The 26206-nt window shown below is 51.7% G+C and carries 27 protein-coding genes; 20 read left to right on the forward strand and 7 right to left on the reverse strand.

Going from position 1 to position 26206, the window contains the following annotated elements; all coding sequences use genetic code 11:
- The first annotated feature begins 193 nt into the window (after nt 1–193).
- The gene (locus JOE21_RS08820; protein WP_309864879.1) at nt 194–1081 is read left to right on the forward strand and encodes a DNA-3-methyladenine glycosylase family protein; all 888 of its coding nucleotides are present in this window, start codon (nt 194–196) and stop codon (nt 1079–1081) included.
- Between the two features lie 56 nt (nt 1082–1137).
- Here the strand turns inward: JOE21_RS08820 and JOE21_RS08825 are convergent, their stop codons facing one another.
- Complete coding sequence (locus tag JOE21_RS08825) at nt 1138–1359, reverse strand: hypothetical protein (protein WP_309864880.1); 222 nt, start codon at nt 1357–1359, stop codon at nt 1138–1140.
- Between the two features lie 194 nt (nt 1360–1553).
- Here JOE21_RS08825 and JOE21_RS08830 point away from each other — a divergent pair, with 194 nt between their 5' ends.
- Entirely contained in the window at nt 1554–1709 is a 156-nt protein-coding gene (locus tag JOE21_RS08830; RefSeq protein WP_309864881.1) for a hypothetical protein, read from the forward strand.
- 20 nt (nt 1710–1729) lie between these two features.
- Here the strand turns inward: JOE21_RS08830 and JOE21_RS08835 are convergent, their stop codons facing one another.
- Both JOE21_RS08835 and JOE21_RS08840 read right to left on the reverse strand, forming a co-directional pair.
- Complete coding sequence (locus JOE21_RS08835) at nt 1730–2689, reverse strand: mechanosensitive ion channel family protein (protein WP_309864882.1); 960 nt, start codon at nt 2687–2689, stop codon at nt 1730–1732.
- Nucleotides 2690–2869: 180 nt separating this feature from the next.
- Nucleotides 2870–3862 (reverse strand): metal-dependent hydrolase, encoded by a 993-nt coding sequence (locus tag JOE21_RS08840; protein ID WP_309864883.1) that lies wholly within the window; start codon nt 3860–3862, stop codon nt 2870–2872.
- Between the two features lie 244 nt (nt 3863–4106).
- Here JOE21_RS08840 and JOE21_RS08845 point away from each other — a divergent pair, with 244 nt between their 5' ends.
- From JOE21_RS08845 to JOE21_RS08855, 3 genes are all read left to right on the forward strand, one after another.
- Nucleotides 4107–5510 carry a hypothetical protein gene (locus JOE21_RS08845; RefSeq protein WP_309864884.1) on the forward strand — a complete coding sequence of 468 codons (1404 nt, stop codon included), beginning with the start codon at nt 4107–4109 and terminating at the stop codon, nt 5508–5510.
- 32 nt (nt 5511–5542) lie between these two features.
- Complete coding sequence (gene mutY / locus JOE21_RS08850; protein ID WP_374709338.1) at nt 5543–6679, forward strand: A/G-specific adenine glycosylase; 1137 nt, start codon at nt 5543–5545, stop codon at nt 6677–6679.
- 103 nt (nt 6680–6782) lie between these two features.
- Nucleotides 6783–8081 (forward strand): VanW family protein, encoded by a 1299-nt coding sequence (locus JOE21_RS08855; RefSeq protein WP_309864885.1) that lies wholly within the window; start codon nt 6783–6785, stop codon nt 8079–8081.
- A gap of 131 nt (nt 8082–8212) precedes the next feature.
- Here the strand turns inward: JOE21_RS08855 and yfhS are convergent, their stop codons facing one another.
- The 3 genes from yfhS to JOE21_RS08870 all read right to left on the reverse strand — a co-directional run bounded on the left by yfhS (nt 8213) and on the right by JOE21_RS08870 (nt 9249).
- Nucleotides 8213–8389 (reverse strand): mother cell protein YfhS, encoded by a 177-nt coding sequence (gene yfhS, locus JOE21_RS08860; RefSeq protein WP_309864886.1) that lies wholly within the window; start codon nt 8387–8389, stop codon nt 8213–8215.
- 53 nt (nt 8390–8442) lie between these two features.
- The gene (locus JOE21_RS08865; RefSeq protein ID WP_309864887.1) at nt 8443–8805 is read right to left on the reverse strand and encodes a DUF2512 family protein; all 363 of its coding nucleotides are present in this window, start codon (nt 8803–8805) and stop codon (nt 8443–8445) included.
- A 183-nt stretch (nt 8806–8988) separates the two neighbouring features.
- A complete protein-coding gene (locus JOE21_RS08870; RefSeq protein ID WP_309864888.1) occupies nt 8989–9249 on the reverse strand; it encodes a hypothetical protein in 261 nt (86 codons plus the stop codon).
- 382 nt (nt 9250–9631) lie between these two features.
- On the opposite strand from JOE21_RS08870, the gene JOE21_RS08875 reads away from it, so the two are divergent.
- The 3 genes from JOE21_RS08875 to JOE21_RS08885 all read left to right on the forward strand — a co-directional run bounded on the left by JOE21_RS08875 (nt 9632) and on the right by JOE21_RS08885 (nt 12409).
- The gene (locus tag JOE21_RS08875) at nt 9632–10312 is read left to right on the forward strand and encodes a hypothetical protein (RefSeq protein ID WP_309864889.1); all 681 of its coding nucleotides are present in this window, start codon (nt 9632–9634) and stop codon (nt 10310–10312) included.
- A gap of 217 nt (nt 10313–10529) precedes the next feature.
- Entirely contained in the window at nt 10530–10970 is a 441-nt protein-coding gene (locus JOE21_RS08880) for a GNAT family N-acetyltransferase (RefSeq protein ID WP_309864890.1), read from the forward strand.
- Nucleotides 10971–11104: 134 nt separating this feature from the next.
- Complete coding sequence (locus tag JOE21_RS08885; RefSeq protein ID WP_309864891.1) at nt 11105–12409, forward strand: S8 family peptidase; 1305 nt, start codon at nt 11105–11107, stop codon at nt 12407–12409.
- A 61-nt stretch (nt 12410–12470) separates the two neighbouring features.
- Here JOE21_RS08885 and proC read toward each other — a convergent pair whose 3' ends face one another.
- Nucleotides 12471–13316 carry a pyrroline-5-carboxylate reductase gene (gene proC / locus JOE21_RS08890; protein ID WP_309864894.1) on the reverse strand — a complete coding sequence of 282 codons (846 nt, stop codon included), beginning with the start codon at nt 13314–13316 and terminating at the stop codon, nt 12471–12473.
- A 497-nt stretch (nt 13317–13813) separates the two neighbouring features.
- Here proC and JOE21_RS08895 point away from each other — a divergent pair, with 497 nt between their 5' ends.
- The 12 genes from JOE21_RS08895 to JOE21_RS08950 all read left to right on the forward strand — a co-directional run bounded on the left by JOE21_RS08895 (nt 13814) and on the right by JOE21_RS08950 (nt 26036).
- Nucleotides 13814–14356 carry a DUF402 domain-containing protein gene (locus JOE21_RS08895; RefSeq protein WP_309865002.1) on the forward strand — a complete coding sequence of 181 codons (543 nt, stop codon included), beginning with the start codon at nt 13814–13816 and terminating at the stop codon, nt 14354–14356.
- A gap of 11 nt (nt 14357–14367) precedes the next feature.
- Nucleotides 14368–14895 carry a signal peptidase I gene (gene lepB, locus JOE21_RS08900; protein ID WP_309864897.1) on the forward strand — a complete coding sequence of 176 codons (528 nt, stop codon included), beginning with the start codon at nt 14368–14370 and terminating at the stop codon, nt 14893–14895.
- Nucleotides 14896–15130: 235 nt separating this feature from the next.
- On the forward strand, nt 15131–15910 hold the full coding sequence (gene codY / locus JOE21_RS08905) for a GTP-sensing pleiotropic transcriptional regulator CodY (RefSeq protein ID WP_309864898.1): 780 nt from the start codon (nt 15131–15133) through the stop codon (nt 15908–15910).
- A gap of 173 nt (nt 15911–16083) precedes the next feature.
- A complete protein-coding gene (locus JOE21_RS08910) occupies nt 16084–17856 on the forward strand; it encodes an ABC transporter ATP-binding protein (protein WP_309865004.1) in 1773 nt (590 codons plus the stop codon).
- A gap of 26 nt (nt 17857–17882) precedes the next feature.
- On the forward strand, nt 17883–18302 hold the full coding sequence (locus tag JOE21_RS08915; RefSeq protein WP_309864901.1) for an ATP-binding protein: 420 nt from the start codon (nt 17883–17885) through the stop codon (nt 18300–18302).
- Between the two features lie 403 nt (nt 18303–18705).
- Nucleotides 18706–19647, forward strand: a complete 942-nt coding sequence (gene cyoE, locus JOE21_RS08920) for a heme o synthase (protein WP_309864904.1) — start codon at nt 18706–18708, stop codon at nt 19645–19647.
- Nucleotides 19648–19801: 154 nt separating this feature from the next.
- A complete protein-coding gene (coxB, locus tag JOE21_RS08925) occupies nt 19802–20830 on the forward strand; it encodes a cytochrome c oxidase subunit II (RefSeq protein ID WP_309864907.1) in 1029 nt (342 codons plus the stop codon).
- 231 nt (nt 20831–21061) lie between these two features.
- Nucleotides 21062–22834: a cytochrome c oxidase subunit I gene (ctaD, locus tag JOE21_RS08930; protein WP_374709342.1), complete on the forward strand. Its 1773-nt coding sequence runs from the start codon at nt 21062–21064 to the stop codon at nt 22832–22834.
- Complete coding sequence (locus tag JOE21_RS08935) at nt 22834–23460, forward strand: cytochrome (ubi)quinol oxidase subunit III (protein ID WP_309864910.1); 627 nt, start codon at nt 22834–22836, stop codon at nt 23458–23460. Before ctaD ends, JOE21_RS08935 begins: the two co-directional genes overlap by 1 nt.
- Before the next feature lie 3 nt (nt 23461–23463).
- Nucleotides 23464–23790 carry a cytochrome C oxidase subunit IV family protein gene (locus tag JOE21_RS08940; RefSeq protein ID WP_309864913.1) on the forward strand — a complete coding sequence of 109 codons (327 nt, stop codon included), beginning with the start codon at nt 23464–23466 and terminating at the stop codon, nt 23788–23790.
- A gap of 90 nt (nt 23791–23880) precedes the next feature.
- A complete protein-coding gene (locus tag JOE21_RS08945) occupies nt 23881–24741 on the forward strand; it encodes a cytochrome c oxidase assembly protein (RefSeq protein WP_309864916.1) in 861 nt (286 codons plus the stop codon).
- A gap of 404 nt (nt 24742–25145) precedes the next feature.
- Nucleotides 25146–26036 carry a sulfite exporter TauE/SafE family protein gene (locus tag JOE21_RS08950; protein ID WP_309864918.1) on the forward strand — a complete coding sequence of 297 codons (891 nt, stop codon included), beginning with the start codon at nt 25146–25148 and terminating at the stop codon, nt 26034–26036.
- Nucleotides 26037–26206 lie beyond the last annotated feature (170 nt).

A 26206-nucleotide genomic window follows, 5' to 3' on the forward strand; every position in this document is an offset into this window, starting at 1 on the left:
CGGGCCGTGCCCACCCGCATCGGTCCGTTCCCATAAAGTTGAACAAGCCCAAGTGGATTTTCACTCCACCTGGGCTATTTTTTCTTCCCTTTATTAAATATCGTTTTCGACCCGGGATTGCCGGGCCCTTACTTCTTAACGTCCCCGTTGATTTGGTATAATGGTAGAAAGAGATGAGCGGAAGGGGGCTGCCATGGTACGGTTGCGATTAAAGCCGAAAGGAATCTATTCATTTCAGGAGACGAGCCGCCGTCTCATCCAATTTGAAAAAACGGCCTACCGTCAGGATGGGGAGGATCTCCTGCGGACCATCCGACTGGCGGACCGTCCGCTTCTTTTGCGACTGCGATGGTTGGGGGATGCGCTGGAAGTCCAAACCGATTCCCTTCTGGAGGATGAAAACGTACAGGAGTTGGAAGTCCGCATCCGGCGGATGTTTTCCCTGGATGTGGACCTGACACCCTTTTACGAAGTTATCCGGAACGCAGATCCCATGCTCCATACCGTGGTGGAGCCACGGAAAGGGCTTCATATTGTCTTGGATGCGGATCCCTACGAATGCCTGATGAAGACGATCATCAGCCAACAGTTGAACGTAACCTTTGCTGCCACCTTGATTGGACGTCTGGTGGAGACCGCCGGTGAAACGATCCGCACGGATCGAGGGGAGATGACCGTATTTCCCTCCCCGGAAGAGGTGGCCCGTCTTCGCTATGAAGACTTGCAGGCCCTGCAATTTAGTCGGCGCAAGGCGGAATATGTGATCGATCTTTCCCGCCGGGTGGCGGAAGGGCGTCTTGATTTGTTCCGATTGGAGCACCTGTCTAATGAGGAAGTGATGGAACAGTTGCTCCCGTTGCGGGGAGTTGGCCGTTGGACTGCAGAGTGCTTCCTTCTTTTCGGCCTGGGAAGGCCCGATTTGTTGCCGGCAGCGGATATCGGCCTCCGCAATGCGATCCGGCAGGTTTATGGCCATGATTCACAGCCGACCATCGAGACGGTACGCCAACTCGGCGACGCCTGGGCTCCCTGGCGCAGCTATGCCACCTTTTACCTGTGGGATCGGCTAAGTGAAGGATAAAAAACGAATAAAAAAACCCCGCTTACGACGGGGTTATCGGTTCCCAAACAGGGCTTTTATGCTTCCTCCAGTTCCCGTTTGTAACGCTTTAACAGGTCCAACGCTTTATTGGCGTCCCGGCGGGGAACGAGGAGCTGGTAGGTGGTGATGGGTTTTTGACGTTTGACGTGAAGCTGACTTTCAATGTGATTCCGTTCCAGACAGTTGCGCAAGGAGTAGATGACGCGGGGGGTTCCATAGGATTGGTGAATGATCACCATCCGGTCGTGAAACAACATGACGTGGTCACCTCTATTCTTGCTTTGCCGGTTTTGTCATAAATGGCAGATATCAAAAAGAGGCCAAAACCATTCCCATTTAGTATATGAATTCTGAAAATGGGAAGTGCATGGATCACCTTCTTTACAATTATCTTACAGGTATTTTTCGGTTTTGTAAAATACCGAATGTCACCAAATGGGGGGGGAGCAGGATGGCGCAGGAAAAAAACAAGAAAGCGCAGAAACAAGATCGAATCGTCAATCCGATCCGGGTTTTGCTGGTGGACTTAAAGCGAACGGGAATCTGGCTGGGCATCGCGGTGGCGATTACACTTGCCGGAGCATGGGTAGTGGAGAGCCTCCTATAAAAGCCGAACAAAGACCGGGATTATTCCCGGTCTTTGTTCGGTTCCGATGTTCCGGAAAGCAGGGAAGAGAGGTTTTGGGATCCTGCCAGGATCTGACGCGGGTACGCAAACTCAATCCCTTTTTCGTTAAATTGGTGGACCACTGCTTTTCGCATTTCCCGTTGAATCATCCAGTATTCATCCGGTGTGGCGACAGCCATCAGGGTGTACTCCACACCGTCGCGGCCGATATTGGTTACTCCGAAAATGGAGAAGGGTTCAATGACATAAGGGGCAAAGCGTTTACTCAAATTTTCGCAGAGGTGCTGCAGCGTTTGATGGACGAGACTTTGGTCCGCTTCGTAGGGAACGGTGACTGCGATCATGGGCCGCATCCGATCCCGGTTATAGTTGGTGATCCGGGTGATTTCCCCGTTGGATACATAATGAAGGCGTTGACTGAATTCACGGATCCGTGTGACGCGAAGGCCGATTTCTTCCACGGTTCCTTCGATGTTGCCGTTGATCTGAACATAATCCCCTACTTCCATCTGGTTGTCGAAAATGATGAAAAAGCCGGTGATCACGTCTTTCACCAAATTTTGCGCGCCAAAGCCCACAGCCAGCCCAACGATCCCCGCACCCGCCAGAATCGGAGTCACTTCAATTCCCAGTGTATCCAGGATGGTAATGGTTGCGATGAAATAGATCACATATCGGGAGGTGGATTTAATCAGCCGTGCTAAGGTGGTGCCCCTGTTTTGTTGGAAATGGCTGATGTTGAGAAGCCGGTCCACCAGTTTTCCCGAAAAGCGAAGTGCCAGCCAGGTCAGCAGGGTGATGACTGCGATTTGACCGGCAGGCATCAACACATGTTCCACCAATGGTACCCAAAGGTTGGTCACGGGATCTTCCACGATCTCTTCTGCTAATCCTTGCATTTCCTCCATATTTTCCATCCATTCCGCGGCGGTGAGCCAGCCAAAAACGAAAGATGCCATTTCTTTTCACCCACCCACTCGGACAAGTCTGTTTCTCTTTGATAGTGTATGTTCAGGGTTCGGGAAATTCTCATCCGTTTTTCCGGGGCGATTGTTCCCTGCACTGGAAAGCCCGCTGCTGACAGCGGGCCTGAACGATCCTCATTATAGCATAAAAGGATGAGGGTTGAAGCGGTTATTTTACCCCCTGTTGTTGAGAGACTGAAGGTGGGTACGGCGCCTTTGAACGCTTTTCGTACTCAGCCACCCGATTGAGGCGTCCAAGACTTTGTGCTGCAAATCGATCCAGGCGATCGCTTGGAAGGGAAACTCCCCATGGCGGTGGTCGCGGGCATCTGACCAGCGAACTTCCCATCCGATAGAGCTGGGCTCCACTTTTACAAACCGATGATCACAAAAATCATAAAAGAAACGAATGGCCGGGTGAGCGAGGGAGGCTTGGGCGGCAGGATGGTGGATCGCTGCCTTGGAAACTTCCTGTTCCCATGTGAGGGTTTCTTTTTCCAGCCGCCCGAATCGAATCTTTTCGGTTCCTTCACCGATTACCTGCCAGCATCCGATCCGCATGGTGGGCAGAAGGACCAAGCGTTCGTCTGGTTGGGCATCCGCTGTTATTTGTCGGGTCTGACGAAGTCGTAACCACCGGCGAACCGCGATATAGCCGGCCAACATGGCATACAAGCCCGCGAAAAGAGGTCCGGGAGGCATCGAAGACCAAGCCCACAATCCGAAACCGGTCAAGTGAAGGGTGATGATGACGGGATCGATAATGGGGAGAACGTGCCATCGAATCCAACGATTGGAGAAGGGACGCAATGCTTGTGTTCCGTAAGAATTGAACAGATCCACTGCCACATGTGTCAGTACGGCCAGTCCCGTCCATCCGAGGAGGGAAAGGAAAGAGACAGGCTCCCAAAACAAGGTGATACCCGCACTGATCAGCAGAGGCCAAAGAAACCACATCGGGATGGAATGGGACCAACCCCGGTGGTTACGCACATAAGTGGTGTTTCCTTTGAAGCGATACAGCGTATCCAAATCCGGTGCTTGAGAGCCGATCATGGTTCCCAGCAACACCGCCTGGGCAGTCATTTCCGATTGGGCCACTGCCGGGTCCAAGTGGGCGAGACCAAACAGCCCTACACCCATGAGGAAATGGGTTCCGGTATCCATGTGATCCTCCTCCAAAATGGATTCGCAATCATTATAAAGGATGATTAAACGACAAAATGCGCCTTTAAGGAATCTTTACAATAAGGTTTCCCCATGAGGAGGTAATAGCGCCACAAAAAATTCCTTAATCAACAACATGCTTTTTGATACACTGAGTTCAGAGGAGTATTTTGCCATTCTCCAGGATGCACCGTACTCCCTGATCAACACTGTTCGGGTTCTCTAGTGGGAGGGATCGTTTCGGATGTTGGATCAACAGGGTCATGCCAATCCGGACACCGCTCCTGTCGTTCCGGTAGAGGAGGGATACCGGAATGAACGGAGGACTCGGATCGGGATCAGCTTTGTTACGGTGTTGATTACAGGGTTAGTTTGGATAAGCTGGGTGAGCCAACCGATTGAATCGCCCCCGGAAGTAGTAAGTGAGGCCGTATTTAACGAAATTATCCCTTATCACGATCAGGAAAATCTTTTTTTCTTCCAGGGTGATACCAGTGGGCGGAAAGACGATTATGTTTTTAATATGGATTCCGGTGAATGGAAGCGCGACGATGGATCATACGAATCGATAAGCGATGAGAGTGTACATCTGTTGAAAGAAGGGCACCGACTCCGTGTAGAGACCGACGACTTCGGTCGTCGGTTGGTGTTGGAATGGGCCCATGGTGAACAGTCCGAGGTGGGCAGAATTCCTGACAGCGGTCAGCCTCTGTTCGTATCGCCTGTCAAGGATGCTTTTGTTTACATCGGGGAGGGACAGAAGGGCTGGAACCTTACCCTATTTCGGTTGGATCAAGCCAAAGCGGTACCCGTTCTAGAAGACGTTTCCCATTCGTACTTGCAACCGACTGAATCGGTTCAATGGTCCCCCTCCGGGGAGTATATGCTCCTGAACAACCAATGGATCGTCAGCGCGAAAGACGGGGACTTGATTCACAAATTGGAAGGCTCAGCAGCCACCTGGTCCCCTGTGCATGATGCGATCCTCTATGTGCCGTTTTCCGACGGGAAAGCTCCTTACGGGAATGGCGATAACGGTCAGCCTGTCCCACTGGGTAACTCCCTGGTATTATGGGATATGAAGACGGCGTCTGCAACAACTCTTCATCGCGCTTCTGAGGATGAACCGATTTTGGGGAAGCCGGTTTGGGATTCAACGGGTCGTTATTTCTCTTTTCCCACTGGCAGAGAACTGGATGGTGAATGGTTTTTTGCACAAGTGCACGTGATGGATGGGAGACGATTCCATTATATGGAAAACGAACAAAACGTGGCCCCCACCAAACTAACTCATTTGACCCTGAGCCCGGGAGGGGAGTATTTATCCTACTCCGTGAACGGGGTGTTAAAGTTGATCAATCTGAACACGCAAGAGTCACGCGTCTATGACCATAGTTTTGCCGATGATGGACCGTACCGTACATCGGTCCGCTTTGATCCCGACGGGGTATGGCTGGCCCGGGATCACGAAGTGGTGTTTGTAGCGGAGAACATGGAAGAAAAGATCGTTTATCAAACCAGCCGCAAGTTGCTCGGATTTTATCTTTCCTCCTCTGCTGATCGGTTGCTGGTGATGGAGGAAATGGCGGATGGTCAGCGGCTTCGCCTGATTAACCTCCACTCCGGCCGAAATCCCGGACACTCATGACATCTGGAACGGAACATCAAAGGAGGCATACCGTGAGCCGTACGTCAACATCGAATCTTCCCCGGCTGGAATCCGGGTGGGTCGAAGCGATCCAACGAAACTTGTTGGCTTGGTACGATCAGAATAAACGGGATCTTCCCTGGCGAATCAACCAGGATCCCTATCGCATCTGGGTTTCGGAGATCATGTTGCAACAGACTCGGGTCGATACGGTGATCCCCTATTATGAGCGCTTTATGGAGCGTTTCCCCACTCTGGGCGACCTGGCCGGGGCAGATGAAGATGAGGTGGTGAAAGCCTGGGAAGGACTGGGCTATTATTCCCGCGCCCGTCATTTGCACGCTGCCGTTAGGGAAGTGACTGCCTCCTACGACGGAGAAGTCCCTCAGCAATGGGAAGAGATTTCCCGTTTGAAGGGAGTAGGGGCATATACCGCAGGTGCGATATTGAGCATTGCTTATGACCAGCGGGTCCCGGCAGTGGACGGCAATGTTATGCGTGTTTTTTCCCGGTGGCTGGCGTTGTGGGACGACGTGGCCAAAGTCTCCACCCGCAAACGGATCGAAACATTGGCGATTCAGGTGATTCCTGCTGATCGGCCCGGTGATTTCAACCAAGCGTTAATGGAGTTGGGGGCCCTGATCTGTTCCCCGCTGGCTCCCCGATGCGATCATTGCCCGGTTCGGGATGAATGCCATGCGCGGCAACGGGGAATTCAGGCGGAATTGCCGGTTAAATCAAAGGCGAAACCTCCGGTGCCTGTTGCCGTCACTTTCGGTTGGATCACGGATGGCAGCCGGATTCTGCTGGAAAAGCGCCCCCCGGAAGGGCTGTTGGCTGGCATGTGGGGGCTGCCCACCGTGGAAAACAACCCCAACGAGAAGACTCTTGGCGAAACGTTGCAACAAGCCCTGGAGAAGGAAGGTTTCCCTGTGGAGTTGGGAGCATCCCTGGGAGAATTGGAACACGTCTTCAGTCATCGCCGATGGCGAGTCACCATCGTGGAGGGAGACGCGGAGTCCGGGATGGAAATGCTGTCCGACCGTTACCAGTGGGTACAGCCCGGAAAATGGGACCGATTGGCATTTCCCAATGTTTATCATAAGGCAATCCGACTCGTTTCCGAGAAGCGGGAAGGAATCGGAGGAATTCAAGGACGTCTGTTTTGATCCGTCCCTCAATCTGTCAGCTGAAAACCGAATATAGAAACGGGTCTGCCTGACCGGCATTTGCTAGCCGGAGAAGGTGTCAATCCGAAGGGGAGAAGAAAACGTGAACGAGAAAGAGAAAGCGTTGCGTAAAGCAGAGCCGGAAATTCCTGACAAACGGGCGGAAGAGACGGAAAAAAAAGGCGACCCAGAACTGTCGGAATCGACAAAATCAGGAGGGGATCCTTCCATATCCAATGATAAAGACGGGCCAGGTACCGGGTTGACTTTGGCTGCCTTGTGGGCGAAGGTGGTGCATCTATCCGAGGAAGCGGGCAGGCGTCTTCTGGATGGATTGAAGCAAACCCCGCTGGCCAAAAGGTTCGCATTGGATCGGATCCAGCCGGTTCCGTTCATGTGGACCTCCCTGACTCTGGGAGTGTTTGCTGTTGCAGGGCTGGCATGGGTATCCCTGCAGCCGTTAAGCCCGGTCTCCCACGCCGATTCGGTAGTGGAGGAAGCGGGCGATCCGGAGGAAGCGGAAGTGGAGGCGGAGCCGGAACCGGAGCCCTTACCTCTGATTCTGGTCCATGGAGACCAGCGATGGGAAATGGATTTGCGAAAGTGGGGATATGACGGGGAAGACCCTTCTACCCTGGATAAAGAAAAATGGGAGAAATGGTTAAAATCCATCGCCAAAGAGGTGCAGCTTCCGGCTCAAAACGCCAAGGCAGAACGTTTTGGGGGAACGATCCAGCCTGCCAAGGAAGGCAGGAAGATGGATCTGGAAGCGATGGATCGCTGGTTGGAGCAACTGCCCACTCGACTCAACCATCCCGAGGTAATTCCAACCGTACCCGTTGCTCCCCGAGTGACGGAGAATGATATCCGGCGAGTGAATGAAAAGCGCATCGGAACTTATACCACCTACTTGAATGCAGGAAATGTAAATCGCACAACCAACGTGCGTCTGTCCAGTGACGCCATCCATAACCGGGTATTGAATCCGGGGGAGGAGTTCTCCTTTAATCAAACAGTGGGGCAGCGTACTACCGCTCGGGGATACAAACCGGCGACCATCATCGTAAAAGGGGAATACAGCGAAGGGCTGGGCGGTGGGATCTGCCAAACTTCCTCCACCCTTTACAACAGTGTGGACAATGCCGGACTGGAGATCACGGCGCGTTATTCCCACAGTGCCGAGGTGACCTATGTTCCCAAAGGGCGGGATGCCACCGTGGCTTGGCATGGGCCCGATTTTCGTTTTCGCAATAACCTGGATCGGCCCATTTTAATTCGTTCCTTCCTGCAAGGAGGATCTCTGACGGTAGAAGTATACTCGTCCAACGATACGAAAAATCAGAGCCGGCAAGTGCAATCCGCTCCCACAGAGGTAGAGGACATGGTGCCCAGTGGTGATTAAAATGAATAACCCCGTCCTTTCGGTGAAAGGACGGGGTTTTACCGTTTACATAGGAACGATGAACCGCTTTTTCATTGATCGCTTCCTCCTTACCGATCATTGCAGCGGAGGGAGTGGGAAGAATTGTAACATTATAGGCCGCCCCGGCGCTCAATCTCCTCAATCAACTGATGGTGGAGACTGATTCCCTGAACATTCATCAATGGTGATAATTGAGACATCGCAAAATGATGATACGCCAATTCTTCCCTCTCCCATTGAGAAAGGGGTATGTTTATCAATTCGTCCAGATTTCTGCCCATGTACATCGGATCGCCTCTCCCTTTCAGTATGGTTGTCCCCCTCCCCTCACGTTGAAATATTAACTTTCAGTCGGTGATTTTCGGGTTCTACCGCTTTGTATTAACCAACGATGTTGAATGATTTCAGTAATCGTAAGTAATAAGGCTGTTAATAACGCTCCGAAAAATGTAACTCGTGCACCGACAAAAAACATAGATGCCACATAAACAATCAATGCTGCGGCAAAAAAATCCAAGACAGTACTGATAATCGTTGTTTCTTCTCTAAGCAGAAAGATTTCCATCATATGCGCCGCTGCCGCTAAGATCAATCCGATGATAACCGGTTGATAAAACGCTGAATATTGGACATTCGGAAATAGAAATGAAGCTGCAATAACCGTTAACGGACACACAATCAATTTCACGATGAAACCTGCCAAATTCAACTCCTCCTGTCTTTACGGCCTTTTTTATTATGTAACGGTTAATCTGGTATTATGCGGTTATGGATGATTCTACTCGGAAGAATAATATTGAAAAAATAGTGAGATCATTTAAGATTAAAAGTAAAAGCAGCCGAAATATCCGGCTGCTTATCGGTTTCATTTTGCTCATCGAAACCGTTATTGACCCGCTTGGTTTTGCGCTTGTTGCAGTTGTTGTTGAGCCTGCTGCAATTGTTGTTGCGCTTGCTGCAATTGTTGTTGCTGTGCGGGAGCAGCATTGGCCTGAGCTTGTTGTAATTGTTGCTGGGCCTGCTGCAATTGCTGCTGAGCTTGCTGCATCGCTTGGGGATTGGCTTGTTGGGCAGCCTGTTGGACCGCTTGCTGTGCTTGTTGAGCCGCTTGTTGGGCTTGTTGCAGAGATTGGTTTTGCTGTTGCATTCTTCAGGCCTCCTTTCTTGGATAGAATGGAAACTTCTTCTCCCTAAGCATGGGCTTAAAGAGGATGTGGAGAGTACCTCGATTACATTTCCATAAAGGGATCCGTTTTATTCATTCAATCTTTCAAGCAGTCCCGTGCTGATCCCGGAGTCGGATGGGATGATGAAGGCGAAGAAAATGATAAATTTTTATATTTATAAAAATCAACTAATATTCCTGGAATCAAGGTTTTGAATGAAGGGTTCATTCGGTGGCCCAGGAATCGATCCAGTAACCGAGAAATGAACCAAGAACGAACAGGTTTGATAGAAGCCGATCGGACATATACTAGAGAATGAGAGGACTCAAACAAGATTGATTGTCATGAAAATGGGGTGTGGTCATGCGGTGGGAAAGAAGAGTGAGGCACGCGGGAATACCGTGGCTGGTTCGGGGAGTGGCTGGGATCAATGTCGCCTCCGTGGTGTTGGTGAGTTTGTTTTTAGCCGGAATGGGGCAAGGGTCGTTTGGTGAGCGGATGCAATACATCCATGCCAATCCCGCCGCTTGGAATGTTTCATGGACAGCGGCACTGCTTGCAGCACTGGGACTCGTTTTTATATTTACCCTCTTGATGTTGTACCTGGACCGCTCCTGGCGTCCACTGTTGCAATTGGCATGGATGATTGGAGTGGTCGGAGCGGTGGCATGGGTGTTGCACGATTGGTTGCAAATCATGATGATGCCGGTTTTGTCCCTTCTGTTTTTGGAGGTTCCCACCTCCCGGTTGGCGGATTACATCATCCAGTGGGAGAAGCTGCTGGTTCAGTTGGCAGGTGTTTTCAGTTGCACGTGTTTTGCCATTAGTGGACTGATGTTTACCGGTGTAATGTTTCGTACCCGTTCCATCCCGAAAACGATGGCGATCTACTCGTTGGTCTTGTGGACGCTTATGCTGGCGGCATCGCTCTCGGTCCGTTGGGTACATGCCATGTTGCCGTGGGTGTTGGCTGGCTCGTTGCTATTATTGGTCCCCTGGTATTGGCAGCTCAGCAATGTATTGTATCGACCTACTTCAAAGTGAAGGGCCGGGCTTCCTGTGGGAAGTACGAGCCTTTTTCTATATTTTGGAGTCGTTGAAAAGGGGGGTTTTTGTGTTGGGGAGGAAAACCGCAAAAACATGCGTACGCGAAATGATGGAAAGAAAGTAAGCGGTTTCTTCACAGGATGATCACAATTGCCAGGTTCGGAAGTCATCTAGTACACTATTAAAACCACTGCTTAAGGAGGATTGGGTCTCTATGAACCTGCGATCGTTCCAATTGTCCGATGTCCATGAGGTTACTTCCATCTGGAAAATGACCGCTTCCAAGGAGAGGGAAGAACAGACGCTGCAAGTGCTGGCCAAGCAGTTGGCCTATGATCGGGATCTGGTCCTGGTGGCGGAGAAGGACGGTATGGTGGTGGGTGCGATCGTCGGGACAATAGAGAAGGATACGGGATATCTTTATTGTCTGGCTGTCCACCCCATGTTTCAAGGACAAGGTGTAGGTCGAGAGCTGACTATTTTGTTGGAAGATCGGATTCGCAGCAAGGGTGTAGAGAGAATTCAAGTGATGGTGGACGAAGGTACCGAGAAATTGGCTCCCTTTTATCATCATTTGGGGTACCCGCAAGTATCCTCTTCGATTTTAAAGAAAAACTGGCTGTTTCAGCTTCAGGATGCCGTGTCGACGACGTAACAGGCATTCTATGGAGTCATCGCCTAATCCGCCTTGTTTGATTCGAACTTATTTGATTATTTAAATTTAATGGGAACAGACAGGCAGGAATCCACCCCCTTTGTGCCTAATCCATTGGCAGGAGGTGGGTATCGATGGGGCGAGAGCGTGAAAGATGGTTTCAGCAGTCGAAAGGCCGATTGGATCCCGGTTTGGTCGAGGTGCTTCTAGGGCTGCAGGAGGCGGAGCCAAAGGAAGAGGAAACGTCGTTGCCCGTCATTATCCGATTGAACGACCGGGTGAATGAGGAAAAGCGTCAGCAGGCTATACAGCGGTGCCGGGACGGTTCCTGCAACTCGTTGGACGGTGAGCTGAAACTGTCAGACAGTGTTTTTGGAAGACTGTCTCCGGCAACGATCCAGGAATTGCTGGATTACGAAGCGATCGAAAAGGTATTTTATGACCGCCCGGTAAAGGCGTTTCTCGATGTAGCCGGAAAGTTCACCGGTGCGGTTGATGTTCGTTTGGAAGAAGGATTGAGCGGAGAAGGAGTCACCATCGCTGTTCTCGATACGGGTATCCACCCTCATCCAGACTTAACCCTTCCGCAATCCCGTATTGACGGGTTTATCGATTGGATCAACGGAAAGGCGGAACCGTATGACGATCAGGGGCACGGCACCCATTGTGCAGGAGATGCGGCGGGGAACGGGAACTCGTCGGAAGGCTTGTACACGGCACCGGCACCTGGCGCACGCCTGCTCGGGCTGAAGGTGTTGGATGAAAATGGTGGAGGGCGATTGTCCACCGTGATTCAGGGTGTGGAGTGGTGTGTGGAAAACCGTGAACAGCACCGGATCCGCATCCTTTCCTTGTCTCTTGGTGCACCGGCCTATGAATCCCACCGGGAGGATCCGTTGTGCCTGGCGGTGGAGAAAGCATGGCATACCGGGATTGCCGTATTTGTAGCGGCCGGCAATGAGGGACCGGAACCGGGAACCATCAGCACACCGGGGATCTCACCTGCGGTGATTACGGTGGGATCGATGGATGATCGTGATACGGTCGATGTTTCAGATGATGAAAAAGCACCCTACTCCAGTCGAGGTCCCACTGCTGATGCATGGGTGAAACCTGATATCTATGCCCCGGGAACATCGATTGTTTCCTTGTCCGTTCCCGGTTCTCCGCTGGAAAAGCAGTTTCCGGAAAACCGGGTGGGCGAGCATTATATCCGTTTAAGCGGAACGTCGATGGCCGCCCCGTTTTGTGCTGGGGTGGCTGCACTGTTGCTGGAGGTAAACCCGCAGCTCAGTCCCAACGACGTGAAGAGTATTTTGATGCAGACAGCCCGTGCGATGGAGGGGGATGATCCCGCAGGGGTGGTGGATGTCAAACAGGCAGTAGCGTTGGCAAAACAATATCTTCAATTCCAGGAAGGGCTGGTGGAAACCCGTTGATCCTTTCCTTCGATGGAAACGAAAAACCCCCCGCGCCCAGCGGGGGGTTGAATGCGTCCAATCAGGTCCGGACAGAGGGAGTGTTCCATGCTTCTCCCAATTCCTTTGAACGTTCTTTGGCACGGGAGACCGCATGGATCAATGCCTGTTGGAATTGATGGCTGTCCAGGGTTTCCAGGGCGGCCATCGTGGTTCCGCCGGGGGAAGTCACCTTTTTTCTCAATTCCGCGGGTGCTTCTCCTGTCTCCAGCAGCATGTGGGCTGCTCCCACCAACGTCTGCAGTGTAAGCTGCCGGACAATCTGTTGGTCGAGCCCTTGGGTGATGCCCGCCTGTTCCAGTGCTTCCACCATATAATAGATATAGGCGGGGCCGCTTCCGGACAATCCCGTAACGGTATCCATATGCTGTTCTTCTACCGTGACGGTGGATCCAATCGCATCAAATGTCCGTCTGGCTTCCTCCAGATCTTTTTCCCCCGCGTGCCGCCCGGGACACAGGGCGGTAGCGGATCGACCGACCATGCTCGACGTGTTCGGCATGGCTCGGATGACGGTGGTGCCGGGGGCGAGGCGTTCTTCGATCCAGGAGGTGGAAAGGCCGGCGACGACGGAGATAACCCGTTGTCCGGAATGAATGGCAGAGCCCCACTGCCGGAGTGCGTCAGCCATGTCCTTGGGTTTGACGGCGAGGATCAGATTGCGGGCGTTGCGGATGGTTTCCACTTTCTCTTCTTCGGGGCAACGGATCTGGAAGCGCTGGATCAGGCTTTGGAGACGGTCCCGGTTTTGCCGGTTGATGACGGCAATTTCACCGGGGGCGGCTTTCCCCTCCCGGATGATTCCGGAGATGATGGCTTCAGCCACAGAACCCGCTCCGATGAAACAATATAGGGTGTTGTTTTCCATAGGGGACCCTCCTTTATTTACAATCGGGTACAAAGACAAACACCCCCTCTCGTCTGAAGGACGAAAGAGGGTGTTCTTCCGCGGTACCACCTTACGTTGGCACGTTACATGTGCCCTGCTCGGTTACGGCTGATCGCCGTGCACGCCTGATAACGGGGCGCATTCCGTTCGATTCATCACCGACAGCGTCGAGGGTGGGTTCGGGAGGGGGAATGTCGGAACCTTGCAGCCGAGGGGTCCGCTCTCTGTGCATTCCGGGGCCGTCCCGTTGGCCCTGTCATTGCTTTTCCTTCAAGTCCGGTCTGTAGTTTTTATTATTATGCATACGCGGTCGGCTTCATGTCAAGGGGAAATCGTTGGGGTTTGTCTGTCAGTCGATTCGGGGTAAGAATTTAGAAGATACGATAGGGGCTTTCTCCAAATAAATTCTGATTTTTTGTTTAATCCGGACGAGTTTTGGAAATACAGGAGGATGGACAGGGAGGTCAGGGGTGGGGATGATGATCCAAGCCGGTGACTGGATCCGTATTGAAAGCCGGAAGCACGACGGCTCGTTCCACCGAGCCTGGAAGCGGTCCCGGGTGCTTCGAGTAACGTCCAGGGAGATTCTCGTCGCCAATCGGGACGTAGAAGTAGAGGAGTCTGACGGGCGGCAACGGATTTCGCCAGGATTGGCCCTATGCCAGTTTCATAGAAACAAATGGTATAATACCATACTATTATATGACGAAGCCGGTTCCCATCGCTGGTATTGCAATATCGCTTCCCCTTTCCGATGGAGCGGACGCACGTTGATTTACACGGATTATGATTGGGACCTGACAGTGGATTCTACGAGGAAATTCCGCTGGTTGGACCGGGAAGAGTTTACGCGTAACTCTGTCCGTTATTCGTATCCGGCCTCTGTCCGGTCCTGTGTGGAAAAGGCACGAAAAGAACTGAGCCAACGCTTGCAAAAGGGTCAATCACCATTTACTTCATCCTTTGTGGAAGAGGGGTATCATCAATATCTTTCATTGAAAAATCTATCAATGGGGTGAAGTGATGAGTGATGAAAGGGGTTAAGGGCGGCATCGCACCATGGTTGCGGACCGTTTTCCTGGCTGTTTCCTTTGCTTTGGTGGTCAACCAGTTCGGGCTGGCGCTGTCGATGGTGAACGGCACCTCCATGGAGCCGACTCTGGAAGATGGCGACAGGCTGCTGATCAATAAGTTTCATTTCATGGTGAATGAGCCGCAGCGGGGAGATGTGGTTACGTTTAAAGACCCCTCTCGGGAAGGCCGCTACTTGGTGAAAAGGGTGGTAGGTGTGCCGGGGGATCGGATCGAAATTCGTAACAACACGTTGATCCGCAATGGGAAAAAGGCGAAAGAACCTTATATCAATACAGAGATTGAAGATGGGGATTACGGGCCCGTCGTTGTAAAAAAAGGACATGTATTCGTCATGGGAGACAATCGGCACCAGTATGCCAGTCGTGACAGCCGTTACAAAAGTGTGGGTCAGGTACCGAAGCGGCTGATTGAGGGAAAGGTTGAATTTATCCTCTGGCGCCCGTCGTTGGCAGCGTTTTTGTGACATTGGCAATGGAGGAAGCAATTTCAAATATAATAAAAAGTCGAAAATTGTTCACAGATAACGTTTGCGTCTACTACGGGAAAAAAGCATAATGGGAAAAGCGTGGATGGCACCTGACATCCCACGACAGCGGTCACTTTTTGTGTGTAGGGATCGGAGTAATCCGTCATCCTGCGCAGGTTGGAAATCAAAAACAAACAAAAATATGCCAAAGAATATACAGGGGGGATCCAACATGGATCTGTTGAACAAGACGAGACGGATTTCACGCATTCTTCAACGAAATGTCAGTCATCACTTGGTTGATTTCGACCAGGTGGCGGAAGCGCTTTGCGATGTGATTGGAGCCAATATCTATGTGGTTAGTCCCGAAGGGGAGATTCTGGGTCTGGCGATCAATCATGAAATTGAAAACGAGCGCATGCAGAAGTACTTGAAAGAGCGTCAATTTCCCGAAGAGTATGCCACCCTTCTGATGGAAGTGGAGACCACTTCCTCTAATGTGAGTGTGGACAGCCCCTACACCGCCTATCCGGTGGAAATGAAAGACATGTTTAAGCACGGGTACACGACACTGGTTCCGATTGTGGGCGGCGGGGACCATCTGGGAACCTTGGTGCTGTCCCGGATCAACGAAGAATTTGTGGATGACGATCTGATCCTCGGCGAATACGGTGCAACGGTTGTCGGAATGGAAATCCTGCGTGAACGCGCGGGCAAGATCGAGGATGAAGCCCGCAGTCGCGCTGTGGTTCAATTGGCCATCAACTCCCTTTCTTTCAGCGAGTTGGAAGCGGCCGAGCATATCTTCAATGAGTTGGAGGGAACGGAAGGGTTGCTGGTAGCCAGCAAAATCGCCGATCGCGTGGGTATTACCCGTTCCGTCATCGTCAATGCGCTCCGGAAACTGGAGAGTGCCGGTGTGGTAGAATCCCGCTCATTGGGGATGAAGGGAACCTATATCAAAATCCTGAACAATAAATTGTTGCCTGCTTTAGAAAAAGCACGCAGCTAAAAGGTCTACTCTTTTATGCCGGACCCGTTACGGGTCCGGTTCCTTTTTACAAGAAGAGGGTCTTCCTTATTCACAAACGCGGGTGCAAGTGCAAATGATGGGACACCGGGGTATCCTGTCCGGTCTTTGTTATAATGGATAGGGTTACAGTTTGGATGGGAGATGAACTTAAATTGGGAAGTGTCCGAAGATACCTGCGTTTTATACGCCCCTATCGGATCGAGATTGCTGGCACCATGGCTGTCGGGGTATTAAAGTTCGGCATTCCGTTATTGTTGCCGCTGATCCTGAAATTTGTAGTGGATGACATTCTGCTGACTGAACGGCCGGCAGACGAAAAAGTAAACCAGTTGATCTGGATTTTGGCCGGATCTTTCTTTATTTTTACGGTTATTCGGCTGCCCATTGAGTATTATCGACAGTACTTTGCCCAGTGGACGGCCAGTAAAGTGTTGTTCGATATTCGCAATCGTTTGTTCGATCATATACAAAAGTTGTCTCTGCGCTACTACAATAACCAAAAAGTGGGTCAAATCATTTCCCGTGTAATTCATGATGTGGAACAAACCAAAGAATTTGTGGTTACCGGGATGATGAACATCTGGCTGGATCTGACGACACTTTCCATTGCGATCGCCATCATGCTGTGGATGGATCCATGGATGACCCTGGTTTCCCTGGCGGTATTTCCTCTGTACGGGGTGGCTGTCAAGTACTTCTATCAAGGGTTGCGTCAACTGACACGGGAACGTTCCCAGGCGCTTGCGGAGATGCAGGGGCATTTACATGAGCGCATTCAGGGAATCTCCGTCATCCGGGCGTTCAACTTAGAAAAACATGAACAGGAACAGTTTGATCAACGCAATCATCGCTTTTTAGACCGGGCGTTGGCCCATGCCCGTTGGAATGCCCGCACGTTTGCCGTGGTAAACACCATTACCGATATCGCACCTCTGCTAGTGATCGGCTTTGCGGGTTGGCAGGTGTTGCAAGGGAATTTGACGATCGGGGAGATGACGGCTTTCTATGGGTATTTGGCCTTAATTTATGCTCCGATCCGCCGCCTGGTCAATGCATCCACGACCCTGACGCAGGCGTTGGCTTCCATGGATCGGGTGTTTGAGTTTGTCGACGAACCTTATGACATCCGAGACAAACCTGGTGCCGTTCAGGTGGACCGCGCCCGGGGCGAAATCGCGTTTAAGGATGTGCATTTTGCATACCGAGAAGGCGAAGGTCCAGTTCTGGATGGGGTGAATCTTCACATCCGAGCGGGAGAAACCGTGGCTTTGGTGGGGATGAGCGGGGGAGGAAAATCCTCGATGGTTTCGCTGATTCCCCGTTTTTACGAGGTAACCGGGGGACAGGTGGAAGTGGACGGGAGAGATGTCCGGGATTGGACCCTGGCCAGCTTGCGTCGGCAGGTGGGAATGGTGTTGCAGGATAACATACTCTTTAGCGGTACGGTACTGGAAAACATCCGTATGGGCCGGACAGATGCCAACATGCAGGAAATCGTGGCAGCCGCCAAGGCAGCCCATGCCCACGATTTTATTATGAATCTCCCTCAAGGCTATGAAACAGAAATTGGTGAGCGGGGCGTTAAATTGTCAGGGGGGCAAAAACAAAGGGTTGCCATCGCCCGTGTTTTTCTGAAGAACCCTCCGATTCTCATCCTGGATGAAGCGACTTCGGCGCTGGATCTGAAATCGGAGCAGCTGATCCAAGAATCTTTGAGAGACTTGGCCAGAAACAGGACCACTTTGATCGTGGCTCATCGACTGTCGACGATCACCCATGCTGACCGTATCTGTCTGGTGGAACAAGGCCGGATTCTGGAAAGTGGAAGCCATCAGGAATTGATGGCGAAGCAAGGCAAGTACGCACGGCTGTTTCAAGTCCAAAATCTCGGGGTGACACCTGAAAGGTTTCCCCGCAGCCGGTAAACCGGCTTTGGGAGGAGAATGACGTGATGAAGCGTTTTCCCATTAAGTATGAGTGGGATGTGGTCGATATCCGGAGTCAAGTGCGAGAATTGGCCAAGAAGCACGGGTTTGGTGACTTGGACCAGGCAAGGATTGTCCAATCGGTTTCTGAACTGGCCAAAAACGTGGTGGAACACGCAGAGGAAGGAATTGTAGAGGTTTGTCTGATTCAGGAAGAGGAGCGCAGTGGAATACGAATCAAGGTGCAGGATTTTGGTCCCGGCATCGAGGATCTGGAAATGATTCTGCGCTCGTCGGAAGCCCCCGCTTCTGTGGAGGGTTTTGGGTTGAAGCAGGTTCGGGAATCGATGGACGACTTTTCGATTCGGGTGTTGGAAGGAAAGGGGACGTTGGTGCAGGTTACCAAATGGCTGGAAGAGCAGCGTCAAACCGACGGGAGCCCGTGATCGAAAGTGTGTTCAGGGGAGGGGGAGACGGTCAGCGATTAATCCTTCTTTTTTCCTACATGTTAGGATGTATCCATATTATGAACCTTTGAGGGCCGCACTTGACGTTGATTTCGCCACTCTACTAAAATGGGAATGACCATACTGCCATTCCTTGTATGCGTGGTTCTTTCACCGATGAAAGCATTTTCTTCATTGATCATCCCACCGGGACCCAGGGACTCGGTTCGGCTCTAGCCTCTTCGCTGGAGCCCTCCTGCAAATGGCGGGAGGGGCTGGTTCCAGCGGCGTTTTTTTGCGGAGGAAAATCTTTTTTCGCTTTTGCGTTTCGGGGATGGAGCTTCGCATACGAACGGGGCATCATGTCGCCCTGGGCCCGATTCACATAGAAAGGAGGGGTACCGTGGAACGACCCATCTCACAGCAGTCTTCAGGCGGGATCCTTACCGACGGCGCAAGGGTGACAGACAGGGCTGTCAAAGCCGGCTGGCGGGATTATTGGACCTTGACCAAACCGGGGATCAATGCATCCAATTTGATGGCGGCATTCGCCGGCTTTTGGCTTGCCGGATACGGCGCGATCGACTATTCGTTGTTGCTGGCGATGTTGGCGGGTACCGCATTGGTGATCGCCGGTGGCTGCTCGGTCAACAATTATATCGACCGCGACATTGACCCCTTGATGAAACGTACGAGAGACCGGCCGGTGGCAGCAGGCAGAATCCAACCGCTGACCGCACTTTGGTATGGAATTGGTTTGTTTTTGGCCGGCGTGGTCTTGCTGGTGGCGCTGGTTAATCCGCTAACCGCATTCCTGGCAGCGATCGGGTTTGTCACCTATGTCTTCCTCTACTCCGCTTGGACCAAGCGAACGACGCACTGGAACACGGTGGTGGGCAGCGTATCCGGAGCTGTGCCCCCATTAATCGGATGGGCAGCGGTGACAGGTGGATTGGAATGGCCTGCTTGGGTGCTGTTTTTGTTTATGTTCGTTTGGCAACCGGCCCACTTCTTCGCTTTGGCCATGATGAAAGCCGATGACTATCGGGAAGCGGGGATCCCGATGCTTCCTGTAGTGAAGGGGTTTCGAGAGACCAAGTGGCAAACCCTGATCTTTATCATTCTGGTATTGCCGGTTTCTCTCCTCCTTTTCGCGACCGGGGTGGTGGGTTGGCTGTACTTGGTGACAGCGCTCGTCCTGGGTGTCGGTTATCTGTACCTCGCCTTGGCAGGGTGGACCAAGGAAACGAATGACGCCTGGGCCCGTAAAATGTTCCTCTACTCCCTTCTGTATCTGACGGTTATGCAGCTGGCGATGTTTATCGATCCCATCCTGTTCCGCTGAACAGGAACGGTTATTGGATGTTTGCCAGACATGACAAACCGTCTGAAATAACGATTACATTCGTGTTCTTATTTTGTAGTGCCGCAGGTGCAACCTTTCATATACAATGGTTTTTGGCCTGATTGAACTGGAGAGAAAGCGGGGTTAAACGGGTATGAGTCGAGGGAAAAAGATTTGGCGCACGGCACGCTTCCTCACGCTGATCGCTCTGGTGGCCCTGGTCATGGCCGGTTGTGAGGAACCGACCATGTCTGTATTGGATCCCAAGGGTACAGTGGCTGAGAAGCAACTGGGCTTGATTCAATTGAGTGTGTACATCATGACCCTGGTCTGTGTGGTTGTGATCGGCATCTTTGTTTACGTCTTAATTCGCTTCCGTGCCAAACCGGGGGATAACTCCATCCCGGAACAGGTGGAAGGGAACACCAAGCTGGAAATTTTGTGGACGGTAATCCCGATTATCCTGTTGGCCATCTTTGCGGTCCCGACGGTGCAAAAAACCTTCTCTTTGGCGGAAGAAGCGCCTGAGAACGGCGATGCCCTGCGGGTGAAGGTGACCGCTCACCAATATTGGTGGGAGTTTGAATATCCGGATCTGGATATCACGACCGCGCAGGAGATGGTGATTCCTACCGGTGAGCGGGTCTATTTGGAACTGGAGTCCAAAGATGTGGTTCACTCGTTCTGGGTGCCCAAGTTGGCCGGGAAACAGGATTTGATTCCGGGACGCACCAACACCATGTGGCTGGACGCCCATGAACCGGGTGTTTACAAAGGCCGCTGTGCGGAGCTTTGCGGAGCGAGCCACGCCTTGATGAACTTTGAAGTGATCGCGCAAGAACCGCAGGAGTTTGAACAGTGGGTGGAAGAACGGCAAAACCCCTCCTCCGAACCGCAAAACGCGCAGGAAGCCGCCGGTAAGGAAGTGTTTACCCAAAACTGCATGAGCTGCCACGCCATTGATGGTACGGATCTGAAAACCAGCGGGGATCAAGGTCCCAATCTGGCCGGATTTGGCAATCGGGAGAAAATCGCCGGACTTTTGGAGTTCAACGACGAAAATCTGGAAGAATGGCTGAAACATCCCGAAGAGATTAAACCAGGCACCTACATGCCGTCTTTTGATTACTTAAGCGACGAAGATATGGACAATCTCAAGGAATATTTGAAGAGCCTACAGTAAGTTCGGGCCGAAGCCAGGGTTGCCGCCCTTTTGCGGCAGCCCAGTGGAAATGACTGGACTGGAGGAGGGAACACCTTGGCTACCATTGTGATTTTGCTTGTATTCGCCCTCTTTTTGATCGCGATTTTAACGGGCGGCTACAACAAACAGTGGTTGGAACGCTTCCGGTCTCACTGGTTGTGGGACTGGATCACCACCGTTGACCACAAAAAAATCGGTATTCTCTATTTGATGGGTGGCGGATTCTTCTTTATCATCGGCGGGCTGGAAGCCCTGTTGATCCGCATTCAGCTCTTCTTCCCCAACAACGATTTTATGGTGGGGCGGGAATTTAACGAGCTGTTGACCATGCATGGAACCACCATGATCTTTTTCGTGGCGATGCCGCTGTTGTTCGCCCTGATGAACGTGGCGGTTCCGTTGCAGATCGGTGCCCGGGATGTGGCGTTTCCTTTCTTAAACGCCCTCGGCTTCTGGCTGTTCCTGGCCGGCGGAATCCTGATGAACCTGGGCTGGATTTTTGGGAATGCCCCGGATGCCGGCTGGACCAACTATGTACCGATCGCCGGTAATGAATATAGTGCCGGTCCAGGTATTGAGTATTATGTGTTAGGTCTACAGGTATCGGGGATCGGGACCCTGATCGGGGGCCTCAACTTTTTGGTGACCATCATCAACATGCGCGCTCCTGGCATGACCTTTCTGCGCATGCCGCTGTTCACTTGGACCTCTTTTGTCGCTTCCGCATTGATTCTGTTTGCATTTCCCGCGTTGACGGCAGGATTGTTCCTGGTCATGTTTGACCGCATTTTTGGAACCGCCTTTTTCGATGTGGCGCTGGGCGGGAATCCGGTCATTTGGCAGCACTTGTTCTGGATTTTTGGTCACCCGGAAGTGTACATCGTCATTCTGCCCGCATTTGGAATCATGTCTGACGTGATTTCCACCTTTGCGAAGAAACGTCTTTTCGGTTATACCTCCATGGTTTTTGCGACGATGTTAATCGGGTTCCTTGGCTTTATGGTGTGGGCGCACCATATGTTCACCGTTGGAATGGGACCGGTTCCCAACTCCATCTTTGCGATCTTGACGATGGCCATCGCCGTCCCCACCGGGATTAAGGTATTTAACTGGCTGTTTACCATGTGGGGCGGGAAAATCCAATTTACGACGGCGATGCTTTGGGCTGTCGGCTTTATCCCCACCTTTGTGTTGGGTGGAGTGACGGGTGTGATGCTGGCGAGCCCGGCGGCGGACTTCCAATTCCATGACAGCTATTTCGTCGTGGCACACTTCCACTATGTGCTGATTGGCGGTACCGTGTTCGGCCTCTTCTCCGGTGCGTACTACTGGTGGCCGAAAATGTTTGGTCACAAGTTGAATGAAACCCTGGGGAAATGGCACTTTTGGCTCTTCTTTATCGGGTTCCACCTGACCTTTTTCATCCAGCATTTCATCGGATTGTTCGGGATGCCGCGCCGCCATTTCACGTATCAAGCGGATGACGGGTTAACGCTGCTCAACCAGATCAGTACGGTTGGCGCATTCTTTATGGCGATCGGTACGGTCGTGCTGCTGATCAACATCATTGTCAGTGCGAAGAAGGCGGTGCCGGCCGGGAACGACCCCTGGGATGCCCGGACACTGGAATGGGCGATCTCGTCTCCTCCCCCGGAATACAATTTCGCTCAAACGCCTCGTGTACGTGCATTGGATGCGTTTTGGCATGAAAAAATGGCCGGGAATAAAACATTGGAGCCGGCAGAACCGCTTGGGCCGATTCATATGCCTTCTCCGACCCACTTGCCCTTCTTTATGACCCTCGGATTTTTCATTTCCGGGTTGGGCTGGGTGTTCCGTTCCGTGGAAGTGGGAGTTTTGGGACTGGTCATGGTGGTGCTGGTTATGTTCATCCACTCCTTTAACCATGATCACGGCTACTACATTCCGTTGAAGGATATTCCAGATGCGAACAACGATCCGCAGAAAGGGGCGAAGGCATAATGGCGAGCATAGAAACGCAAACGCAAACCCATGCCGACGCACCCGTCCAACTGGAAAAAGCGACATTGGAAGGCCGGAATAAAATCCTTGGCTTCTGGCTGTTCATCGGGGCGGAAACGGTTCTCTTCGCCTGCTTGTTCGGAACCTATCTGGCCCTCCAGAATTCGACGATGGGTGGTCCTACCCAGGGAGAGCTGTTCAGCATCCCCTTGGTGGGTCTGGCGACGGTGATCCTGCTGACCAGTAGCTTGACCAGTGTATTGGGCATCGTCGGTATGCATGAAAACAACCTAAAGAAAACCCAGTTTTGGTTCGGGGTGACGGTGCTTCTCGGTGTGGCCTTCCTGGTGTTGGAGATTTATGAGTTCATCCATTACACCAACGAAGGGCTGGCCATTACCACCAACGCTTTTGGTTCCGCTTTTTACACTTTGTTGGGAACCCACGGGGCTCACGTGCTGTTTGGAGTGATTTGGATCACTTCGCTGATGATCCAGGCCAGAAAGCAGGGGCTGACCAAAGTGACGGCACCCAAGTTTTATGTGGCCAGCCTTTATTGGCACTTTGTAGATGTGATCTGGGTTTTCATCTTTACCGTCGTTTATCTGATGGGAAAGGTGGGATAACGTATGGAAACCAAAGTCCAGACGAATCAACAACAAACGTCCAAACCACCTGCATCGGAAGGTGCGGCCAAGCATGTGAAGTCCTTTGCCTTGATGATTCTGCTGACTGCGGCAGCCTTCGCCTTAGTAGTGTATGAAGTCATGCCGCCTGTCCTGCTCATCCCGGTGATTGTAGGCTTGGCGATGGTCCAAGTATTTCTGCAACTGTTCACGTTTATGCATCTGGATATGAAAAAGCATAAAATCACGGTCGCTTTTATGATGACAGGGCTTTTTATCGGCATTCTGTGTGCAGTGGCTCTCTGGCTTCTGGAAGGAGATTTCCTATAATTATTGGTTCCCCCTCGCCATAGGCGAGGGGGAACGCATATCAGCGAGATGTTCACAATCTGGTCATCTTTAATGGAAAGGAGGAGTATCATGCATCAGCATCACGGCGGCTTTGATTTTTGGAGTGTGATCAGTCCGGGAGCGCTGATCCTTACGATTCTGCTGGGTGTGCTGTACTTTACCTTGATTGGTCCATGGCGGCGGAAATGGGGGTATGACGAGAGCCCTTCGATCTGGAAGCAGCGGGGGTTTGTGTTTGCATTGGCTGTCTTCTATTTTGCATCGGGGCCGGTGAGTACCTTTTCCCATGATTCATTCAGTGCACATATGATGGAAATGGCCTTGGTTTATATGGTGGTTCCGCCCTTGATTTTATTAGGCTTACCCTCCTGGGTTTACCGTCCTTTATGGAGTACCCCCCGTCGAGCCAAGGTGTTTCGCGTCCTGACGTTTCCCTTGGTCACCCTGATCTGCTTTAACGGGTTCTTTTCCCTGTATCATTTGCCTGTCGTATTTGATGCGATCATGTCCTCTTCCATTTTAATGGCGGCTTCTCACGGTTTTATGGGATTCGCCGCTTTTATGATGTGGTGGCCGATCACTTGTCCGGTCCCGGAAAAAGATACGTTAAATCCAGTGATGAAACTGGGGTATATCATCGGGGACAGCATACTGATCACTCCCGCTTGTGCCCTGATCGTATTTTCCGATGTTTTGTTGTATCAATCATTCCAAGAGGCGCCTGTCGCATTCAGTTTCATGAGCGCGTTGGATGACCAGCAGATGGGTGCGGTGGTGATGAAGGCGATCCAGGAGATCGCTTATGGATGTGTTCTCGGCTATACCTTCTACCATTGGGTGAAAGAACACAAACGAATGGAAAGGGAGGAAGCAGAGACGATTCGTCCCAGGGGCGAAAAAGGAGAGACTCCATCCACCATGGCTTATTGATCGACCGGATTAAAACAGCAAGGTTGGATTATACACGTTGTCCAGTTAAAACCGCTTCTTCAAAAAAAGCGGTTTTTTTGTCGTCTGAACCGTACAAGTCTCGCCTGGGTCACTTCGTTTCCGATCTCGCTATGCACTCACAGAGCACAAGTCTCGCCTGGATCACTTCGTTCCCGGTCTCGCTATGCACTCACAGAGCACAAGTCTCGCCTGGGTCACTTCGTTCCCGGTCTCGCTATGCCCCGTATTTCCTGGGAAATGGGTTGTCTGTTTTCCCTTTGGTTTTGTTATAGGCGGAACCCCAAGAAAGAGACCGGCATAGGATGCTTTGTGTTTTGGTTATTCCGACAGATCCTTCAGGGATGGTCGGGTACAGAAAGGTCGGGGACAGGAGGAAGGGGTCTATGAAAAAACTGCTTATCCTGGCTTTGATCGGGTTTTTTGCCCAACTAGTGGATGGCGCTTTGGGGATGGCTTATGGGGTTACATCCACATCACTGCTCCTATTTTTCGGGATCGCGCCGGCAATTGCTTCCGCCTCTGTCCATATGGCTGAAGTGGTAACGACTGCTGCATCCGGCATTTCTCATTGGAAGTTTGGCAATGTGGATCGGGTTATTGTTAAACGGCTGATGGTTCCGGGAGCGTTGGGTGCTTTTGTGGGTGCTTGTTTTTTGAGCAATATTCCGGGTGACCTGGCTAGACCTTTCATCTCGGCGTTTTTGTTTCTGCTGGGCTTCTATGTCCTCTATCGTTTTCTGTTTGTCAAACAGGTTCCACTGATGAAAAAGAAGAAACCCGGCAAATGGACGATTCCTCTGGGATTGTTTGCAGGGTTTGCCGATTCCACAGGCGGTGGAGGGTGGGGACCGCTTACCACCCCCATACTGATTTCCCATAAAGGAATGGAGCCGCGAAAAGTGATCGGATCCGTGGATACCAGTGAGTTTGCCGTGGCTGTTGCTGCCTCTTTGGGTTTTTTGATCGCGTTGGGTCCCTCTCAAATTGATTGGACATGGGTGGGGGCATTGATGTTGGGAGGGGTTTTGGCCGCTCCGATTGCGGCATGGTGTGTCAAATGGATACCGCCACAACTTTTGGGTGTGTTGGTGGGAGGGTTCATCATTGTGATCAATACCCGTACCATTTTGGACAGCACGGGGTGGGTTCCTCCATCTTTCTATCCATGGGTTTACGCCTGGCTGATTTTTTTATGGACCCTGGCTTTGGGGGCGGCCATCCAAAAGATCCGTACCGGCAGGCACTGCAAACAGTCTTCAGACTCTGACCATTGAGGGGCCAGGCCGAATAAACGAATTCCAGCATAAAAGAGGGATATCGTCAACACTGATCTTAATAAAAAAAGAGAATTCTGACCGAGCTCCCGTAGCGCAGGAGTCGGTTTCAGACGGTCCGGACGAATGTCCGGATATTTTTGTTCTTTAAAATCAATTTTTTACATATT

The sequence above is a fragment of the Desmospora profundinema genome (genome assembly GCF_031454155.1).
GTDB lineage: Bacteria > Bacillota > Bacilli > Thermoactinomycetales > DSM-45169 > Desmospora > Desmospora profundinema.